This window comes from Kytococcus schroeteri (genome assembly GCF_002847825.1).
Taxonomy (GTDB): Bacteria; Actinomycetota; Actinomycetes; order Actinomycetales; family Dermatophilaceae; genus Kytococcus; species Kytococcus schroeteri.
Map to the genome: position 1 here is coordinate 1 of NZ_PKIZ01000003.1, position 17274 is coordinate 17274.

General features: G+C 73.4%; 15 protein-coding genes. 8 read left to right on the forward strand and 7 right to left on the reverse strand.

Translation table 11 applies throughout. From position 1 onward, the window contains the following. Positions 1 to 246 precede the first annotated feature (246 nt). A complete protein-coding gene (locus tag CYJ76_RS02090) occupies positions 247 to 1905 on the reverse strand; it encodes an alkaline phosphatase D family protein (RefSeq protein WP_101849113.1) in 1659 nt (552 codons plus the stop codon). A 138-nt stretch (positions 1906 to 2043) separates the two neighbouring features. Continuing rightward, the gene (locus tag CYJ76_RS02095) at positions 2044 to 3543 is read right to left on the reverse strand and encodes a peptide MFS transporter (protein WP_070705794.1); all 1500 of its coding nucleotides are present in this window, start codon (positions 3541 to 3543) and stop codon (positions 2044 to 2046) included. Positions 3544 to 3805: 262 nt separating this feature from the next. Here CYJ76_RS02095 and CYJ76_RS02100 point away from each other — a divergent pair, with 262 nt between their 5' ends. Both CYJ76_RS02100 and CYJ76_RS02105 read left to right on the forward strand, forming a co-directional pair. Further along, on the forward strand, positions 3806 to 4540 hold the full coding sequence (locus CYJ76_RS02100) for a CPBP family intramembrane glutamic endopeptidase (RefSeq protein WP_070705793.1): 735 nt from the start codon (positions 3806 to 3808) through the stop codon (positions 4538 to 4540). A gap of 103 nt (positions 4541 to 4643) precedes the next feature. Further along, a complete protein-coding gene (locus CYJ76_RS02105) occupies positions 4644 to 6191 on the forward strand; it encodes a DUF2867 domain-containing protein (protein WP_101849114.1) in 1548 nt (515 codons plus the stop codon). Between the two features lie 111 nt (positions 6192 to 6302). Here the strand turns inward: CYJ76_RS02105 and CYJ76_RS02110 are convergent, their stop codons facing one another. Continuing rightward, entirely contained in the window at positions 6303 to 6983 is a 681-nt protein-coding gene (locus CYJ76_RS02110) for a mechanosensitive ion channel family protein (RefSeq protein WP_101849115.1), read from the reverse strand. Between the two features lie 142 nt (positions 6984 to 7125). Between CYJ76_RS02110 and CYJ76_RS02115 the strand changes: the two genes are divergently transcribed. The 5 genes from CYJ76_RS02115 to CYJ76_RS02135 all read left to right on the forward strand — a co-directional run bounded on the left by CYJ76_RS02115 (position 7126) and on the right by CYJ76_RS02135 (position 11886). Further along, positions 7126 to 8103 (forward strand): quinone oxidoreductase family protein, encoded by a 978-nt coding sequence (locus CYJ76_RS02115; RefSeq protein WP_101849116.1) that lies wholly within the window; start codon positions 7126 to 7128, stop codon positions 8101 to 8103. A 228-nt stretch (positions 8104 to 8331) separates the two neighbouring features. Next, a complete protein-coding gene (locus CYJ76_RS02120; protein ID WP_101849117.1) occupies positions 8332 to 9399 on the forward strand; it encodes an ABC transporter ATP-binding protein in 1068 nt (355 codons plus the stop codon). Next, positions 9396 to 10151, forward strand: a complete 756-nt coding sequence (locus tag CYJ76_RS02125; RefSeq protein WP_083323689.1) for an ABC transporter permease — start codon at positions 9396 to 9398, stop codon at positions 10149 to 10151. The genes CYJ76_RS02120 and CYJ76_RS02125 overlap by 4 nt, the downstream gene beginning before the upstream one ends. Next, the gene (locus CYJ76_RS02130) at positions 10148 to 11284 is read left to right on the forward strand and encodes a sensor histidine kinase (protein ID WP_070705790.1); all 1137 of its coding nucleotides are present in this window, start codon (positions 10148 to 10150) and stop codon (positions 11282 to 11284) included. The genes CYJ76_RS02125 and CYJ76_RS02130 overlap by 4 nt, the downstream gene beginning before the upstream one ends. Further along, entirely contained in the window at positions 11281 to 11886 is a 606-nt protein-coding gene (locus CYJ76_RS02135; RefSeq protein ID WP_070705788.1) for a response regulator transcription factor, read from the forward strand. The genes CYJ76_RS02130 and CYJ76_RS02135 overlap by 4 nt, the downstream gene beginning before the upstream one ends. Before the next feature lie 48 nt (positions 11887 to 11934). Here CYJ76_RS02135 and CYJ76_RS02140 read toward each other — a convergent pair whose 3' ends face one another. Both CYJ76_RS02140 and CYJ76_RS02145 read right to left on the reverse strand, forming a co-directional pair. Further along, complete coding sequence (locus tag CYJ76_RS02140) at positions 11935 to 13155, reverse strand: ATP-grasp fold amidoligase family protein (protein ID WP_101849118.1); 1221 nt, start codon at positions 13153 to 13155, stop codon at positions 11935 to 11937. A 47-nt stretch (positions 13156 to 13202) separates the two neighbouring features. Next, the gene (locus CYJ76_RS02145) at positions 13203 to 13760 is read right to left on the reverse strand and encodes a BCCT family transporter (RefSeq protein ID WP_237769823.1); all 558 of its coding nucleotides are present in this window, start codon (positions 13758 to 13760) and stop codon (positions 13203 to 13205) included. A 231-nt stretch (positions 13761 to 13991) separates the two neighbouring features. Between CYJ76_RS02145 and CYJ76_RS02150 the strand changes: the two genes are divergently transcribed. Then, positions 13992 to 14570 carry a hypothetical protein gene (locus CYJ76_RS02150; protein WP_070705779.1) on the forward strand — a complete coding sequence of 193 codons (579 nt, stop codon included), beginning with the start codon at positions 13992 to 13994 and terminating at the stop codon, positions 14568 to 14570. A 74-nt stretch (positions 14571 to 14644) separates the two neighbouring features. Here the strand turns inward: CYJ76_RS02150 and CYJ76_RS02155 are convergent, their stop codons facing one another. Then, on the reverse strand, positions 14645 to 15994 hold the full coding sequence (locus CYJ76_RS02155; RefSeq protein WP_101849119.1) for an ATP-grasp fold amidoligase family protein: 1350 nt from the start codon (positions 15992 to 15994) through the stop codon (positions 14645 to 14647). A gap of 60 nt (positions 15995 to 16054) precedes the next feature. Continuing rightward, positions 16055 to 17266 carry an ATP-grasp fold amidoligase family protein gene (locus CYJ76_RS02160; RefSeq protein ID WP_101849120.1) on the reverse strand — a complete coding sequence of 404 codons (1212 nt, stop codon included), beginning with the start codon at positions 17264 to 17266 and terminating at the stop codon, positions 16055 to 16057. Positions 17267 to 17274 lie beyond the last annotated feature (8 nt).

A 17274-nucleotide genomic window follows, 5' to 3' on the forward strand; every position in this document is an offset into this window, starting at 1 on the left:
CCACCCCGACGGCACACGGACCATCACCTACCACCCACGACGACCCGGACAACCATGGAGGACGGACACCCCACCCCGAGGGACACCCGGTGGGCCGCCCGACGGGTCACGACGCCGCTCGCTCTCGGAAGGAGGCAGGACGTGACGCGCGGACAGCACACGCCGGGAGCCCGGCGCAGGACCGTCCTGCACCGGGCTCCGCGTGCCGCCGCGCCGTCCCGGGAGGGCCCGCGGGAACGCGCTGGGTCAGGCGTTCTGCAGCCCGCGCACGCCGTCGGACAGGCGGAAGGTGGCGTCCGTGCGCACGGCACCGCCCATCGTGCTCACGCGGTCGACCGCGCGGAAGGTGCCGGTCAGGGCGTCGGCCGCGAGGTCCAGGCGCAGGTAGCCGCGCGTGGTCTCGTGATAGCGCATGTGCGGGTTGTCCGCGTCGCCGGTGAAGGCGGAGTCCTTGCTGTCACCGCCGGAGGTCACCGACGTGGTCACCAGCTCCGAGGCGATGGTGGTGCGGCCCGAGTCGGTGGTGCGCCACAGGTCGCTCGCGAAGGACTCGTGCACGTCACCGGTGAGCACCAGCGGGTTGCGGGCACCGGACCGCTCGATGCTGGTGAGCAGGCGGTCCTTGGCGGCCACGTAGCCGTCCCAGGCGTCCTGGTTGGTCATGAAGCCGGGGCCGGCCATCATGTCGTACTGCGCCACCATCACCTGCTGGCCGAGCACGTCCCAACGGGCACCGGAGGAGCGCAGGCCCTCGTCGAGCCAGGCCTCCTGCGTGGAGCCCAGCATCGTGCGGCGGGTGTCGTAGGTGGCCGGCACCGGGCCCACCCAGCCGGTCTGGTCGGAGCGGTACTGGCGGGTGTCGAGCATGTGGAAGGTGGCCATGCGACCCCACGTGAGGCGGCGGTACAGGTGGATGCCGTCGGCCGTGGGCACCGAGGTGCGGCGCAGCGGCATGTTCTCCCAGTACGCACGGAAGCCCGCGGCGCGACGCTCGAGGAAGGCCGGCGTGCGGCCGAACACCTCGTGGTACTCCGCGGCCCAGTCGTTGTCGATCTCGTGGTCGTCGAAGACCACCACCCACGGGGCGGTGGCGTGCAGGGCCTGGAGGTCGGCATCGGTCTTGTACAGGGCGTGGCGGCGCCGGTAGTCGGCCAGCGTGTGGATCTCGGCGCCCACCATCCTGCGGGCCACGCCGGACTTCACCGGGTACCCGCCCGGGCCGTGCTCGTAGATGTAGTCACCCAGGTGGAGGACCATGTCGGGCGCCTCGTCCGCGAGGTGCCGGTAGGCGGTGAAGAAGCCGTGCTCCCACTGCGCGCACGAGACCACGCCGATGCGGGCCGGGCGGTCGCTCGTGGGCGCCGGGGCGGTGCGGGTGCGACCCACCGGGGAGACGTGCGATCCCACGCGGAAGCGGTAGGCGTACCAGGCGTCGGGACGCAGCCCGGAGAGCTCGATGTGGACGCTGTGGCCCACGGAGGAGTCGGTGGTCACGGACCCGCGGCGCACGATGGTGCGGAAGGTCTCGTCGGTGGCCAGCTCCCACTCCACGGTGGTCCTCGTGGACGCCGTGAGACCACCCAGGCCGTCGGCGGCCACCGGGTCCGGGGCGATGCGGGTCCACAGCACCACGCCGTCGGGCGTCGGGTCACCGCTGGCCACGCCGAGGCGGAAGGGGTAGGCGTCCCCGGCGGCCGCGGTGCCGGTGAGCAACGGCGAGGCGCCGAGGACCGCCGCGGCAGCACCCGAGGCGAGCACCAGGCGGCGCGAGGGCGCGGTGGCGGGGGTGTGGGTGGGGCCGACAGCAGTCGGGTCGGCGGAGGTGACCGAGGCCGCGGAGGTCGAGGAGTGCGTCGCGGCACTCCGCACGGTCAGGGCATGGGAGGTCTGTGCAGGGGTGCGCATGGCGGCACAGTGTGTACCGGGCACGTGGCACCGATCTGGTCCATGGGTGAATCCGGGGTGAACGCTGGGCAAGGACTTGCCCACGACGCCGGTGGCCCGCCACGCGAGCGCGCAGCGGGCCACCTCAGGAGCGTCGGGTCAGTGCGCCAGGCGCTCCGGCTCGGCGTCGGCCATGAGGCGCGACACCTTGGGCACGAGCAGGAACAGCAGCAGGCCGAACACGATCGCGATGCCACCGGTGGTCAGGAAGAACACGTGGTCCTCCATGCCCTCCATGGCCAAGATCAGCTGACCGGCGATGGACTGGCCGGTCGCCGAGGACAGGAACCACAGCGCCATCGCCTGCGAGGCGAACGCCTTGGGCGCCAGGGACGCCGTCGCGGACAGGCCCACCGGGCTGAGGCACAACTCGGCGACGGTCTGCACCACGAACACCAAGACCAGCACCCACACCGGGCTGGTGGCACCGGGGAAGGTGAGCGAGGCCCACGCCAGGAAGATGAACGTCAGGCCCACGATGGACACACCGAGGGCGATCTTGGCGGCGGTGGACGGGAACTTGCCGCTGCGGGCGGCCCACAGCATCGCGAAGAGCGGCGCCAGGACGATGATCGAGATGGGGTTGACCGACTGGAACCACTCCGGGTTCCACTCGAAGCCGAGCGAGCCCAGGTCGGTGCGGTTCTTGCCGTAGCTGGCCAGCTTGACGGCGGCCTGCTCGAAGATCATCCAGAACGCCACGGCGGCCAGCCAGATGGGCAGGTAGGCCCACAGGTGCTTGCGCTCGACCGGCTCCACCTTGGAGCTGCGGAACATCGTGACGAAGTAGGCGACGGAGGCCACCAGCGACAGGATGAAGATGCCGTCGGCGATCGCCTCGGGCCAGGTCTCGCGCCACAGGCGGGCCACGCCGATGGCGGCGGCCACCAGGGCCAGCAGCCCCAGCGCGAGCACGGGCACGCGGCGGCGCTCCTCGGAGGACAGCGGGTTGGGGACGCGGATGGACTCGTCGGCCAGCGTGCGCTTGCCGATGAGGTAGGCCACCAGCGCCACGGCCATCCCGACCGCGGCGGCCGCGAAGCCCGCGTGGTAGCCCCAGTGGCTCTTGAGCCAGGCCACCACGAACGGCGAGAAGAACGCGCCGATGTTGATGGACATGTAGAAGATCGTGAACGCCTGGTCCTGGCGGACGTCGCGGTCGTCGTAGAGGTGGCCCACCATCGTGGACACGTTGGGCTTCAGGAAGCCGGTGCCCAGCGCGACCAGGACGATGCCCAGCCACGAGAAGAGGCTGCCGGGAACCGCCAGCGAGATGTGGCCGGCCATGATGACCACGCCGCCCAGCAGCACGCTGCGCTGCGGACCGATGAGGCGGTCGGCGGCCCAGCCACCGATGATCGACAACAGGTAGACGGCGGCACCGTAGGTGGCGACGATCGCCTCACCGACGCTGTCCTGGAGACCGAGGCCTCCATTGGCGACCGTGTCGACGATGTAGTAGAGCAGGATGGCGCGCATCCCGTAGTAGGAGAAGCGCTCCCACAGCTCGATGTTGAACAGCGTCGCCAGTCCCCGGGGGTGCCCCAGGAAGCTGCGGTCGTTCTCGGCCTTCCCCGTGGTGTGCACGGCGGTACTCATGGGTCTCCTCACCCTTCGTGTCGTCTCCGCAGGGGCGTGATGGAGCCGGTCCCCGGCGGGCCGCCGCGCAGTAAACCACAGACACAGGGTGATTCAGGACACAGAGGGGCGGGGCCGTGGGGCGCGGCCGGCGCCGGCCAGGGTGGGGGGCGACGCGGGTCTTCGCGCCGGCCTGGGTGTGGGGGCGAGGCGGGGCGCCGTGGATCACGGGTGTGGCCGTTGCGCACGGGACACGGGGACGGGCCGCACCTACCCTTGTGGCATGCGCACCCCCTTCGACCCGCTGGTCCGCGAGCTGCGGCACTTCGGCAGTGCGCAGTTCGTCGACCAGGTGCCGCGGGACCACCGGGTGACCACCGCGGAGCTCCGCCGTCGACAGCTGGTGGTGGCCTGCACGCTGCTGGTGGGGATCGTGTTCCTCGGCTGGTCGCTGCGCTCGGCGCCGGGGGCGCCGTCGTTCTACGGAGCCGCCGCCGCACTGGCCGTGACCTGGACCGCCGGCTCCTTCGCCTCCGGACCGCTGCACTTGGGGCGCAACCACACCCGGTCCGGCCAGCACTACGTCCGCCCGGTGGTGCAGCCGGTGCTGGTGGCCCTGGGGATCATCGTGGTGTTCGTCGTCGGAGCCCTGGTGGCCGCCCGCATCCCACTGCTGGAGGAGAGCGTCAACGCGGTGCTCGACCACGCCCGATTGGGCTACCTGCCGTTGGTGGTCGCACTGGCCCTGGTGAACGGGGTGGCCGAGGAGCTGTTCTTCCGGGGGGCGCTGTACTCGGCCACGCCCCGGTACCCGGTCACGGTGACCACGGTGGTCTACACGCTCACCACGATCGCGACCGGGTCGCTGGGCCTGGTCCTGGCCGCCGCCGTGCTCGGTCTCGTGGTCGGCCTGCAACGTCGGGTCACCGGCGGTGTGCTGGCACCAGTGATCGTGCACTGCGTGTGGTCGCTGGGGATGCTGCTGGTGCTGCCGACGCTCATGGAACGCGCGGTCTGAGTGCACCCACGGGCCGGGCGTGAGCGCGCACCGGCCGGGCGTGAGCGCGCACCGGCCTGGCGTGAGCGCGCACCCCACCCCAAGCGCCCCTACGCTGAGGATTATGGACACCGCCGCCACCGGACCACAGATCCGCCCCTCGACCGCTGATGGCACGACGTCCGGGACCGCCACCACCCCCGGGATCGCGCTGGTCACCGGTGCCACCGGGTACATCGGCTCCCGCCTGGTGCCCGCGCTGCTCGCCACCGGGTGGCAGGTGCGGGTGCTGGCCCGCTCCCCGGCGAAGCTCGAGGGCCGCCCCTGGGCGGACCGGGTGGAGGTCAGCGCCGGGGACGCGACCTCGGATGAGGACCTCGCCGAGGCCCTGGACGGCGTCGACGTGGCCTACTACCTGCTGCACTCCATGGACGGCGAGGGGCACTTCATCGAGCGCGAGCAGGCGATGGCCACCACCTTCGCCGACGCCTGCGACGAGGCGGGGGTGGGCCGCATCGTCTACCTGGGCGGCATGTACCCCCTGAACGAGCCGCTCTCGGAGCACCTGTACAGCCGCAAGGCCGTGGGCGACGTGTTCCTGGCCGCCCGCACCCCGGCCGCCGTGCTGCAGGCCGCCGTCATCGTGGGTGCCGGCTCGGCGAGCTTCGAGATGATCCGCCACCTCACCGACCGGCTGCCGGTGATGGTGGCCCCGGCCTGGCTGGCCAACCGCATCCAGCCGATCGCCGTCGCCGACGTGCTGCACTACCTGGTGGGCGCCGCGTCGCTGCCGACCGAGGTGAACCGGGCGTTCGACGTGGGCGGTGACGAGGTGCTGGAGTTCCGCGACATGCTGCAGCGCTACGCACAGCGTGCCGGTCTGGCGAGGCGCCGCATCGTGCTGGCGCCGGTGATGACCCCGTGGCTCGCCAGCCACTGGGTGGGCGTGGTGACCCCGGTGGATGCCGGGGTGGCCAAGCCGCTGGTCGGCTCTCTGGTGCACGAGGTGGTGGTCAAGGACGGGCGCGCGCTGGAGCAGTTCACCGGCGCCCCGTCCGGCGGCCACACGCCGTTCGACACCGCCGTGGACCGCGCCCTGGACCGGTCCGATGCGGTGGACGCCCCACCGGTGGGCGAGGACGACCTGGCCGAGGACCCCGCCCACGCGACGCCCGCCGACCCGGCCTGGGTGGGCCGTCAGCCGCGGACCGAGACGTGGCGCACCGCCGTGGACGCCCCGGCCGACCGGGTGTGGGAGGTCGTCTCCTCCCTGGGCGGGCAGACCGGGTGGTTCGTGCCGGACTCGCTGTGGTCGATGCGGGGTCGCGTCGACACGCTGGCCGGCGGCCCGGGGCACCGCCACGTCCGCGACCACGCCGACCTGCGCGAGGGCGACCGGGTGGACTCCTGGCGCGTCGAGGAGGTGGGCGACCAGAACGGTGGGCGGTCGGTGCGGCTGCGCTCGGAGATGCGTCTGCCGGGCACCGCGCGCCTGCGGTTCACCGTCACCCCCGCGCCGGGCGACGACGGGCGGTCGGTGTTCGAGCAGGAGGTCGTGTTCGTGCCCCGCGGGCTCGGCGGGGAGGCCTACTGGTGGGGCCTGTTCGCCGCCCACCACGCCCTGTTCACGCAGATGCACGAGGGCATCGTCAAGGCCGCGAACCGCGGCTGACACGGAGGCTGCCCGACCGGTCGTGGCGCGCGGCGGCGAGCGCTCAGCGCGGGGTCGCGTCGGCGCCGGCGCGGCGGACGGTCTCGTCCAGCGTGACGCCCGCCTCGACGGTCACCACGCGCTGACCAGGCCGATCCCCTCGGCCGCGAACGCCCGCAGCACCGCGCGGATCACCGCGTCCTTGGCCTCCCGAGTCTCGAGCTGCCGGGCGCCGGACCAGAAGGGCAGCTCGGTGGTGACCGCCCCGGTGACCACCTCGGCGGCCAGCACCTGCGGCGCCGGGTCGGCGTGCACCTGGGGGACCGACAGCATCGCGGCCAGAGCCACCTCGCGCGCCCGGTCCTGGTCGGTGGCGAGGTCCAGGTCGACCGTCACCGTGGTGCGCACCCGTTCGTACCCGGTCTGCACGGTCACCACCTGGGAGGGCACCAGGCTGTTCGGCAGCAGCAGCTGCCGGCTGTCGAACGAGCGGATCACGGTGGAGCTCAGACCGATGTCCTCCACCGTCCCGCGCACGTCTCCCACGTGCACCTGGTCGCCGACGTTGAACCGGTCGCGGGCCAGGATGACGATGCCGGCGAACATGGTGCCCAGCACCGTCTGGAAGGCGATACCGGCGGCGATCGAGACGATGCCGATGCCACCGATGAGGTCCACCGGCTTGATGCTGGGGAAGACCATCGTGAACGCCACGCCGAGCGCCAGGAGCGCCACGGCCCACCCGACGATGCTGCCGAACACCCGCACCGCCGAGGCGCCCCGACCGCAGGCCCGCAGCACCCAGCGGACCACCAGGCGGGCACCAGACCCACGGCCAGCACCACGGCGCCCAGCAGCAGCGCGTCCAGGGTGATGACCGGCAGCCGCAGGGCCTCCAGAGTGGACTCGGCGTCATCCATGTCCTGACCGCAGTGGGCGTGGCAGGCTGGGGCCCATGCGCCACATCACCTTCTCCGAGCACGGCGGTTCCGAGGTCCTGCAGGTCACCGAGTCCCCCGACCCCACCCCGGGGCCCGGTGAGGTCGTCGTCGAGGTGGCCCGGGCGGGCGTCAACTTCATCGACACCTACTTCCGTCAGGGCACCTACCCGGTGGAGCTGCCCGCCACGGCCGGCAACGAGGGTGCGGGGCGGGTGGCGGCCGTCGGAGAGGGCGTCACCGACGTGGCCACTGGCGACCGGGTGGCCTGGTGCCTGGTGAACGGGCAGGGCTACACCACCCACGCGGTGGTGCCGGCCGAGAAGGTGGTGCCGGTGCCCGACGGCGTCTCCGACGAGCAGGCCGTGGCCGCCCTCGTGCAGGGCACCACCGCGCACGTCCTGGCCCGCGAGGTGTGGCCGCTCGAGGCCGGCGACACCGTGCTCGTGCACGCGGTGGCCGGCGGCGTGGGGCTGCTGCTCACGCAGATGCTGACGGCCGACGGCGTGGAGGTCATCGGCACCTGCTCCACGGACGCCAAGGCCGAGGCGGGCCGCGCGGCCGGCGCGGCGCACGTGGTGCGCTACGACCGTGAGGACGTGGCCGACCGGGTGCGGGAGATCACCGGTGGGCGCGGGGTGAAGGTGGCGTTCGACGGCGTGGGGGCCAGCACCTTCGACGCCTCGATGGCGAGCCTGTCCCCCCGCGGCCTGCTGTGCCTGTTCGGGGCCGCGAGCGGACCCGTGCCGCCGGTGGACCCGCAGCGGCTCAACGCCGCCGGGTCGGTCTACCTGACGCGGCCGACCCTGCACACCTTCGTGAGCACCCGCGAGGACCTGCTGCGGCTCACCGGGGACGTGCTCGCACAGGTGGCCGACGGGTCGCTGCGCCTCACCATCGGCGAGACCTACCCGCTGGCCGAGGCCGCCCGCGCCCAGGACGACCTCGCCGGGCGCCGCACCAGCGGCAAGTTGCTGCTCGACCCCACCGCCTGAGCCGGCACCCTCCGGGAACCTTTCAGACCCACCGCGACGTCGTAGTGGGTCTGAAAGGTTCCCGGAGGTGTGGGGCCCGCGAGGAGGGGCGCGGAGGGCAGGGGGCGCGGCGGGGATCAGCGGCAGAAAGGCGCACGGCCGGCGCAGCGGGCACCCATGACTGCCGTCACGGTGAGGACGTGACGGCAGGGGCAGGTGCCAGGAGGCCCGCCGCAGCACGGTGGGTCCATGGACACCCCCACCACCGCCCCGACCCAGCGACCACACCCTGACGCGGCGCCCACGACCGCCGGCGCCGCCCCCGCCAACGCCGCCAGCACCTCTGGCGCACCCTCCGCCGGTGACCCGGTGCTGGAGCTCGCCGGCGTCACCAAGGCGTTCGGCCGGGGCACCCGGCGCGTCGAGGCCGTCCGCGGCGTGGACCTCACGCTCCGCCGCGGCGAGGTGGTGGCCCTGCTCGGCCACAACGGTGCCGGCAAGTCCGTGACGCTCGACCTGGCCATGGGTCTCCAGGCCCCCGATGCCGGCACGGTGCGCCTCTGCGGTGAACCACCGGCCACCGCGGTGCGTCGCGGCCGCCTCGGCGCGATGCTGCAGACCGGCTCCCTGCTCACCGACCTCACCGTCGCCGAGACCGTCCGCGCCGTCGGCGCTCTGCACCGCACCACCCGCCAGCGCTGCGAGGAGGTCATGGCCCGCACCGGCCTGGACCCCCTGGCCGGCCGGCGCGTCGGCAGGTGCAGCGGTGGCGAGCAGCAGCGCCTCCGCTTCGCCCTGGCCCTGCTGCCCGACCCCGACCTCCTCGTGCTCGACGAGCCCACCGCGGGCATGGACGTCACGGCACGCCAGGAGTTCTGGGGCACCGTCACCCAGGAGGCGCACGCCGGGCGCACCATCGTCTTCGCCACCCACTACCTCGCCGAGGCCGAGGAGTACGCGCCCCGCACGGTGCTCATGGCCAGCGGGCGCGTCATCGCCGACGACGCCACCGCCGCCGTGCGCAACCGGGTGCCCGGCCGCATGCTGCGCTGCACGGTGCCCCGGGCCGATGCGGTGCTGGGCACCCTGGCGGGCGACCCCACCGTGGTGGACGCGCGCGCCACCGCCGAGGACCGCCTCGAGCTGCGCACCACCGACTCCGACCGCCTGGCCGCCCTGGCCCTGCAGCAGTGGGGCGCCCGCGAGCTCGAGGTGGTGCCGCTGGGCCTCGACGAGGCCTTCGCCGAGCTCACCCGCACCGCCAGCACGAGCACCGCCAGCACCCCGTCCGCAACGACCCCCAGGAGCACCCCGTGAGCATCCCGTTCTCCCCCACCTACCTGCGCATCGACACCGTGCGCATCCTGCGCAACGTCTCCAACCTCGTGTTCACCATCGGTCTGCCGGTGTTCATGTACCTCGTGTTCTCCAGCGGCCAGACCGGTGACTTCCAGCTGCCCGGCGGCAACGGCGCCGCCCTGGTGGCGGTCAACCTCGCCACCTACGGGGCGTGCACCGCATGTGCGGCCATCGGCGCCCTGACCGCCTGGGAGCGCCAGCAGGGCTGGACCCGCCAGGTGCTGCTCACCCGACTGAGCCCGGTCGGGTTCGCCGTGCAGAAGCTGCTCACCGCCCTGCTCGTGGCCGCGGTGCCGATGGTGGTGGTGCTCGGCATCGCCGCGTCCACCGGCGCCGAGGCGTCCTGGCAGACCTGGCTCACCGCGGGCGTGACCGGCTGGCTCGGTTCCTCCCTGTTCGCCCTGTTCGGCCTGCTCGTGGCCCTGGTGATGCGGTCGGACTCGGCCATCGGCATCGCGTCCGGGTCGCTCGTGGTGTTCGCCTTCCTGGGCAACATCTTCATGCCCCTCTCGGGCTGGCTGCTCGACCTGGCGCGCTTCACGCCCATGTTCGGCGTGGCCAACGCGGCCAGCCGCCCCGTCACCCACGGGTGGCTCGATCGGACCACCCAGGTGCCGCTGTGGCAGCCGTGGGCGACGATGGGCGCATGGTTCCTGGTGCTGGGGGTGGCGTGCGCCCTGATGATGCGGCGGACGGGCGGACGGGCGTGAGCTCCCCCGCCGCCTCCGGTCCCGACCCGTGGCAGCGCTGGTCACTGGCCATCGCCCTGTCGTTCATGGTCTTCCTGGTCTTCCCCGCCATGGCCGCCTTCCGGGCCCCCGTCGGGTGGGAGGCGCAGGGGCTCACCCTGGCGGCGGTGCTGGCCTTCGCGGTGGTCTACCTCGTGGGCTACTCCGAGTGGCGCCCGTGGCTGGTGCTCTGCGCCCTGCTCGCGCTCACCGCGGCCACCGTGCCCGTGCTGGGCCCCGGCGCCCTGGGCCTGGTGCCCTACGTGGGCGTGCACTGCGCCCTGCAGCTGCCCCGCCCGGCCCACCTGCCCGTCGCCCTGGGCGCGGCCGCCACCCCGCTGCCGATGCTGCTCACCCCCTGGCCCGATGCCGCGTGGTTCGCCCTCCTGACCCTGCCGGTGACCTCCGGGATGCTCGCGGTGCGCCAGATGATCCACCGCGGCACCGAGCTGCAGGAGGTGGAGACCGCCTGGGCCGTCTCCGCCGAGCGCGAGCGCGTGGCCCGCGACGTGCACGACGTGCTGGGGCACTCGTTGACCGCCATCGTGCTCAAGGCCGACCTGGCCGAGCGCCTCATCGGCCGGGACGACGAGCGCGCCCGCGCCGAGGTGGCCGAGGTGGCCGCGCTCGCCCGCACCGCCCTGGGCGAGGCGCGCTCCACCGTGGTGGGGCTGCGCTCGCCGCAGGTGGAGGCCGAGCTGGACCGTGCCGCCGACCTGGCCCGCAGCGCCGGCGCCGTGCTGGCCGTGGAGGGCAGCGCCACCGCCGTGCCGCCGCGCTTCCGCCCCGTCACCGCGTGGGTGCTCCGCGAGGCCGTGACCAACGTGGCCCGCCACGCCGGGGCCGCGCACGTGACGGTGCGCCTGGCCGCCGACCGGGTGGAGGTGCAGGACGACGGTCGTGGCCTGCCCGAGGGGGCTCACACCGCCGAGGGCTCGGGCATGCGCGGCATCCGCGAGCGCGTGGCCTCCCTCGGGGGCACCGTCACCTGGTCCGATGCCGCTCCCGGCACCCGGCTGGTGCTCACCTTCCCGACCGGCGCGGCCTCGCCGACCGGTGCCGCGCCGGCCGGCGGCGCGACGACCACCCCGACCCCGCAGGAGGCCCCCCGATGATCCGTGTGCTCGTGGTGGACGACCAGGCCCTGGTGCGCGGCGCCCTGGCGGCCCTGCTCGACCTGGAACCCGACCTGCACGTGGTGGGCCAGGTGTCCGACGGCCCGTCCGCCGTGCAGTTCGCCGCCGAGCAGCCAGTGGACGTGGTGCTGCTGGACATCGAGATGCCCGGCGGGAGCGGCATCGACGCCCTGCCCGAGCTGGTGGGCCACCCCGAGGGGCCCCGCGTGCTGGTGGTCACCACCTTCGGCCGGCCGGGTTACCTGCGCCGCGCCCTCGACGCCGGGGCCAGCGGCTTCGTGGTCAAGGACTGCCCGCCGGCCGAGCTGGTGGAGGCCGTGCGTCGCACCCACGCCGGGCTGCGCACCGTGGACGCCGAGCTGGCCGCGGCCTCGATGCTGGCCGGCCCCAACCCGCTCACCCCGCGGGAGACCGACGTGCTGCGGCTGACCTCTGCCGGCAAGGGGGTCGCCGAGATCGCCGGCGAGCTGTTCCTCTCGGCCGGCACGGTGCGCAACCACCTGTCCTCCGCCATCGGCAAGACGGGGGCACGCACCAGCGCCGGGGCGGCCACCACGGCCCGCGAGAACGGCTGGCTGTAGGAGCCCTCAGCCACGCGGGTGTCGGGCCCCGCGTGGGCGCACCCGCGCTCAGGCGCCGGGCAGGAACTCGCGCAGCAGCTCCGGCACGGGGTGGTCCCCGGCCACCAGACCGTACGGACGGGCGCCGGTGTAGAGGTCGGACTCCAGGCGCACCTGGGCGCGCTCCCACAACCGCCCGAAGCGCACGTCGTCCTCGGCCCGGAGGTACTGGTTCCCACCGGGGCCGAGCGTGAGCTCGCCCATGACGACACCGCGGGTGGTGGCGTACAGGTCCACCCGGAGGAAGGGCAGGGGCGCCACCCTCGACAACCTGCGGGCGGTCTCCAGGATCTCCGGCAGCTGGGGTGAGAGCGGGATCGACTGGTCCACGCGCTCCTTGCGCCACACGGCATCCCGCCCCTCATGGTCGAAGTAGCGGAAACGCACCCCCTCGGAGAACCCCTCCACCCCGAAGTGCGTGTGGGTGCGGCGCACGAAACCGCCGCCGATCTCGCCGTAGAAGCAGTACACCTTGTAGTCGTGGGGGATGCTGCCGAACCCGTCGTCGCCCACGAGCATCTCCTCGGCGTACCAGGGGCCACGGAGTCCCGGCCTCGACGTCACCCAATCGATCACCTCGGACGCGCTGAGGCTGCGCGAGGAGTCGTCGGTTACCTCGTAGCGGTCGGGGTGACCCGGCTGCCGCCGCAACGGGATCACCCCCCGGCTGCCGGCGCTCCGGTTCGCCTTGAGCACGAAGGTGTCGGGCAGGCCCGAGAGGTCGATCTCCTCGGGGGCGCGCCAGAGTCCGTGGATGGTCGGCACGCCGATGCCGTGGCTCGCCGCCAGCGCGAGGGCCGACAGCCGGTCGGACACCACCGGCCGGGGGTGAGGCAGACCGGTCTGCTGGACGGCATACGTGTACCGGCGCACCTCGAAGAGCTTTGCCACGAAGCTCGCGTATGCCCGAGGGTCACCCTTCTTCGTGCCACCGGTGTTGCGGAAGCCGGCGCTGCGCAGGCGGTCCTGCACCGCAGGTGGCAGCACCGCCCGGGGCATCGCGTTGGGGGCGTCGACCACCGCCCGCATCGCGCTGGCCTGTTCGAGACGGCCCCTCACCCGGGTGAGCTCGGAGCGCACCTCGGACAGCTCCGCGTGGGCCCGGGACAGTTCGTCCTCGCGTTGCGAGAGCTGGCCCCCGCATCGGGCGAGCTGCTCCTCCAGCTGCCTCCTGCGCTCCGCTCCAGGGCGCAGTCGTCGGGCCAGGGAGCGGAGCCGGGAGGAGGTCATGGGGCCAGAGGTTATCCCTGGGGGCACTCCCGCGGCGCGTCGTCGGCCTACTCGTTCGTCTCGTCGTCGTACGCCACCGGCTCGCCGTCCTCGTCGGTGCGCTGGTACCAGGCCGTGTACTCCTCGGCGGTGGACTCGAAGTCCCGGCCGGCCGCCCACTGCCCGGCCTCGCCGTGCGCCGGCTCCACCGCCAGCTTGCAGTCGTCGCCGTACTCGGTGACGCCCTCGCGCACCGCGTTCTCCAGCGCCTGCTGCCGGAACTCGCGGCGGATCATCATCGGGTCGGTGGAGAAGTCGCGCAGCACGGCCACGCACATGCCGATCATCACCACGGCGAAGGGCAGCGCCGAGACGGTGACCAGGTTCTGCAGGCCGGTGAGGGCCGTGGCCCCGCCGATGAGCAGGATCACCACGGCGATGCCGTTGAACAGCCAGCCGAGGTTGGCCATGACCCAGGTGAGCATGGCGGTGGTCACGCGGGTGACCTGCGCGGCATCGGACAGCCCCCAGGCGATGAAGGCCAGCACCGCGGCGGCGGACGTGCCGAGCACCACCTTGTCGATGCCGTAGCGCACCTTCTGGTCCTCCACCGAGACACCGGGCACGATCGCCGGGTGGATTCTGTGCGGGTAGGAGACCTCGCGCAGGAACCGGCGCCGGCGGCCGTGGGGGTCCGGGGTGGCGGCGTGCGCGCCGGCGGCGTCACGGCGTCGGGGTCCACCGGTGGGTGGGGTGGGTATGGGGTGCCTCCGGGGGTCGGTCGGGGTCGACCCCACGGTATGTCCCGGCCGGTCGCGGATTGGGCCCACTCCGCGCCCGGGTGCTAGGCAGGGGGGATGAACACCGCACCGAGCACCGGACCCGTCCGCACCTCGAAGCGCCTGCTGGCCCTCGCGGTCCTGCCCGCCGCCCTCGCCCTGGGCGCCTGCGGCGGGGGTGAGGAGTCCACCGGGACGAGCACGAGCCCCTCCGCCGAGGCCCCGGCGGAGACGAACGCGGAGACGCCCGGCGGGGAGTCCGCGCCCGGCGGGGAGTCCGTCGACGCCGAGGGCTCCGCCGCCCCGGAGGACGCCGGGTCCGACCCGGAGTCCGACCCGTCGGAGGCGGCTGCCGGCCAGGACGGCGCCCTGGACATCGCGACCTTCAAGGACATGGAGGGCATCGACACGAAGGTCAAGAAGCTCTCCGCCACGGACGCCTGCGGCTACTGGCAGGGCGCCATGAGCGACCCGGCCTCCCTGGACGCACCCGCGGAGGGCGCGCAGGGCCTCAAGGACCTGGCCAAGGTCTCCCCGCCGGCGGTGGGCAAGGCCCTCACCGGCCTGGCCGGGGCGATGGAGAAGGCCAAGGGCCCGCAGGACCCGAAGATCGGCCAGCAGCTGGGCAAGGTCGAGCAGGCCTGCATGGGCGGCTGACGCCCGTCCTCGACGCGAGGGGCCGCACCCGGGTGGGTGCGGCCCCTCGCGTGCCTGATGGCGTGTCCGGCGGCTCAGGCCTTCTTGGGCAGGTAGCGTCGCAGCACCTCCGGCACCGGGTGGTCGCCGGCCAGGATGGCGTAGGGGCGCCCGTTGTGGGCCAGGTCGATCTGCAGGCGCATCTCGGCCTCCTCCCACATGCGGCCCAGGCGTGCGTCCTGCAGCGGCAGCAGGTCGGTGACGTGGCTGCCGGGCATGAGGGTGATCTCCCCCATCACCACGCCCTGCGGGGTGCCGTACAGGTCCACGCGCACGAACGGCAGCGGCACCGCCCGGGAGAGCACCTTCGCGGCCTCGAGCATCTCCGGCAGCAGCGGGCTCAGCGGCACGTCACGGCGCGAGGCCCCGGTGCGCATCTCGATGTCCTGCCCCTCGCCGTCCACGTAGCGGAACTCCTGGGCGTCCATCCAGCCCTCGGCGCCGCGGTGCATCGGGGCGTGGCGGGTGAAGGCGAAGCCCACCTCGCCGTAGAACGAGAAGAACTTGTAGTCCATGGGCAGGCCGGCCCCGCCCACGTCGGAGACGAGCAGCTCCTCGGCGAACCAGGGGCGGGAGAGCTTCTTGTCCGTGGTGAGGTTGTGGATGATCTCCGCGCCGGTCAGGCGGCGGCGGGTCTCGTCGGCCACCTCGTAGGTGTCGGCCAGCCCGGGCACGCGCCGCACCGGGTAGACCCCGCGCGAGCCGGCGCCGCCGTTGGACTTGAGCACGAACTCGTCCGGCAGGCCCGCCAGGTCGATCGCCTCGGGGGTGCGCCACACGGCGTGGACGTGCGGCGGACGCACCCCGTGGCTGGCGGCCAGGGCGAAGTTCTCGAGCTTCTTGGGGATCTGGCGGCGCGGGTGGTTCTTGAGCCCCTGGTCGGACAGGCGCTTGCGGTAGCGGCGGGCCTCCAGCAGGTGGGTGGCGAAGCTGCCGTAGGCGCGCGGGTCGCCGGCGGTGGTGCCCGCCGAGGGCTCGTGCCCGGCACGCTTCAAGGCCTTGACGAGGTCGCCGCCGAGCTCGGCGCGGGGCGCGGCGCCGTCGGCGTCGCGGACGAGTGTGGTGTGGGTGCCCAGCTGCTTCTGGCCGCACGGCAGCTGGATCGGGTCCGGGCGCTTGGCGGCCTCGCGGAGGCGCTCGACCTCGGCCTCGGCCTTCCGCGCCCGCTCCTCGGCGGCACGGCGGGCCTCCTCGGCATCGGCCAGGCGGGCCTCGAGCGTCTCGGCGGACCGCGCCCGGGCGGTGGCGCTGCCCTCGAGCTCGGCCGCACGCTGCTCGGCGGCGCGGCGGGCGGCCTTCTCGGTGCGGGCGGTCTCGCGCCACTCGGCGATCTTCTCGTCACGCCACTTGATGGCGGGCAGGTCCCGCAGCGTCTGTCGGAGCATGGGTGCAGGGTAGGCCGCCGCGCACCACCGCGCCGCCCTCCCGCGGGGGGAGGGCGCCGCTCAGTCGGCCTGGGGCAGGTAGGGCCGCAGGATCTCCGGCACCGGGTGGTCACCGGCGATGTTGCGGAAGGGCCGGCCGTTGTTGGCCAGGTCGATCTGCAGACGCATCTCGGCCTCCTCCCACATCAGGCCCAGGCGCGCGTCCTCCAGCGGGAAGACGTGCTGGCTGCCACCGGGCACCAGGGTGATCTCCCCCATCACGATGCCGCGGGTGGTGCCGTAGAGGTCCACGCGCACGAAGGGCAGGGGAACGGCCTTGGAGAGCACCTTGGCGAACTCCACCATCTGCGGCAGCTTCGGGGAGAAGGGGATGTCGGTCTGCGAGGCCGGGTCGCGGCGCAGCGGGATGTCGCGGCACTGGGCGTCGAAGTAGCGGAACTGCAGGTTCTCCTGCCAGCCCTGCGCGCCCCGGTGCATGGGGGCGCGGCGCGCGAAGCCGTAGCCCACCTCGCCGTAGAAGGCGTAGATCTTGATGTCGGCGGGCAGCGGGTCGTCGCCCATGTCGGCCACCAGCATCTCCTCGGCGAACCAGGGGCCCAGCAGCTTGCGGTCGGTGGTGAGGTTCCTGACCACCTCGGCCCCGGTGATCCGGCGGCGTGTGGTGTCGTTGACCTCGTAGAGGTCGCGGGCGGCGTCCACGCGGCGCAGCGGGTACACGCCGCGCGAGCCGGCACCACCGTTGGACTTGATGACGAACTCCTCGGGCAGCTCCGAGAGGTCGATCTCGTTCTTGCGGGTCCAGATGCGCAGCACGTTGGGCGGCTGCACGCCGTGGCTGGCACCCAGGGCCAGGTTCTGCAGCTTCTTGGGGATGGCGCTGCGCGGGTGGTTCCGCAGGCCCTGGCTCTGCAGGTGCATCCGGCGGCGGCGGGCCTCGTAGAGGTGGTCCACGAAGCTCGGGTAGGCGCGCGCGTCGCCCGGGGCGGCGCCGACGGTGCCGGGGTACCCGGCATCGTTCAGGGCCTTGACCTGACGGCGGGAGAGTTCGGCGCGCGGCAGGGTGCCGGGCTTGTCGCGGGTGAGGGTGGCGCCGTCGAGGTCGTCGCCGGGCTCCACTCCGGTGACGCCGGCCGAGGCACCGCGGAGGCGCTCGATCTCGGCCCGGGCCTCGCGGAGCTCGGCCTTCTGCTGACGGGCGAGCTCGCGCCACTCGTTGATTTTCTCGTCACGCCACTTGATGGCGGGGAGGTCACGCAGGGTGCGTCGGATCATTCCCCGGA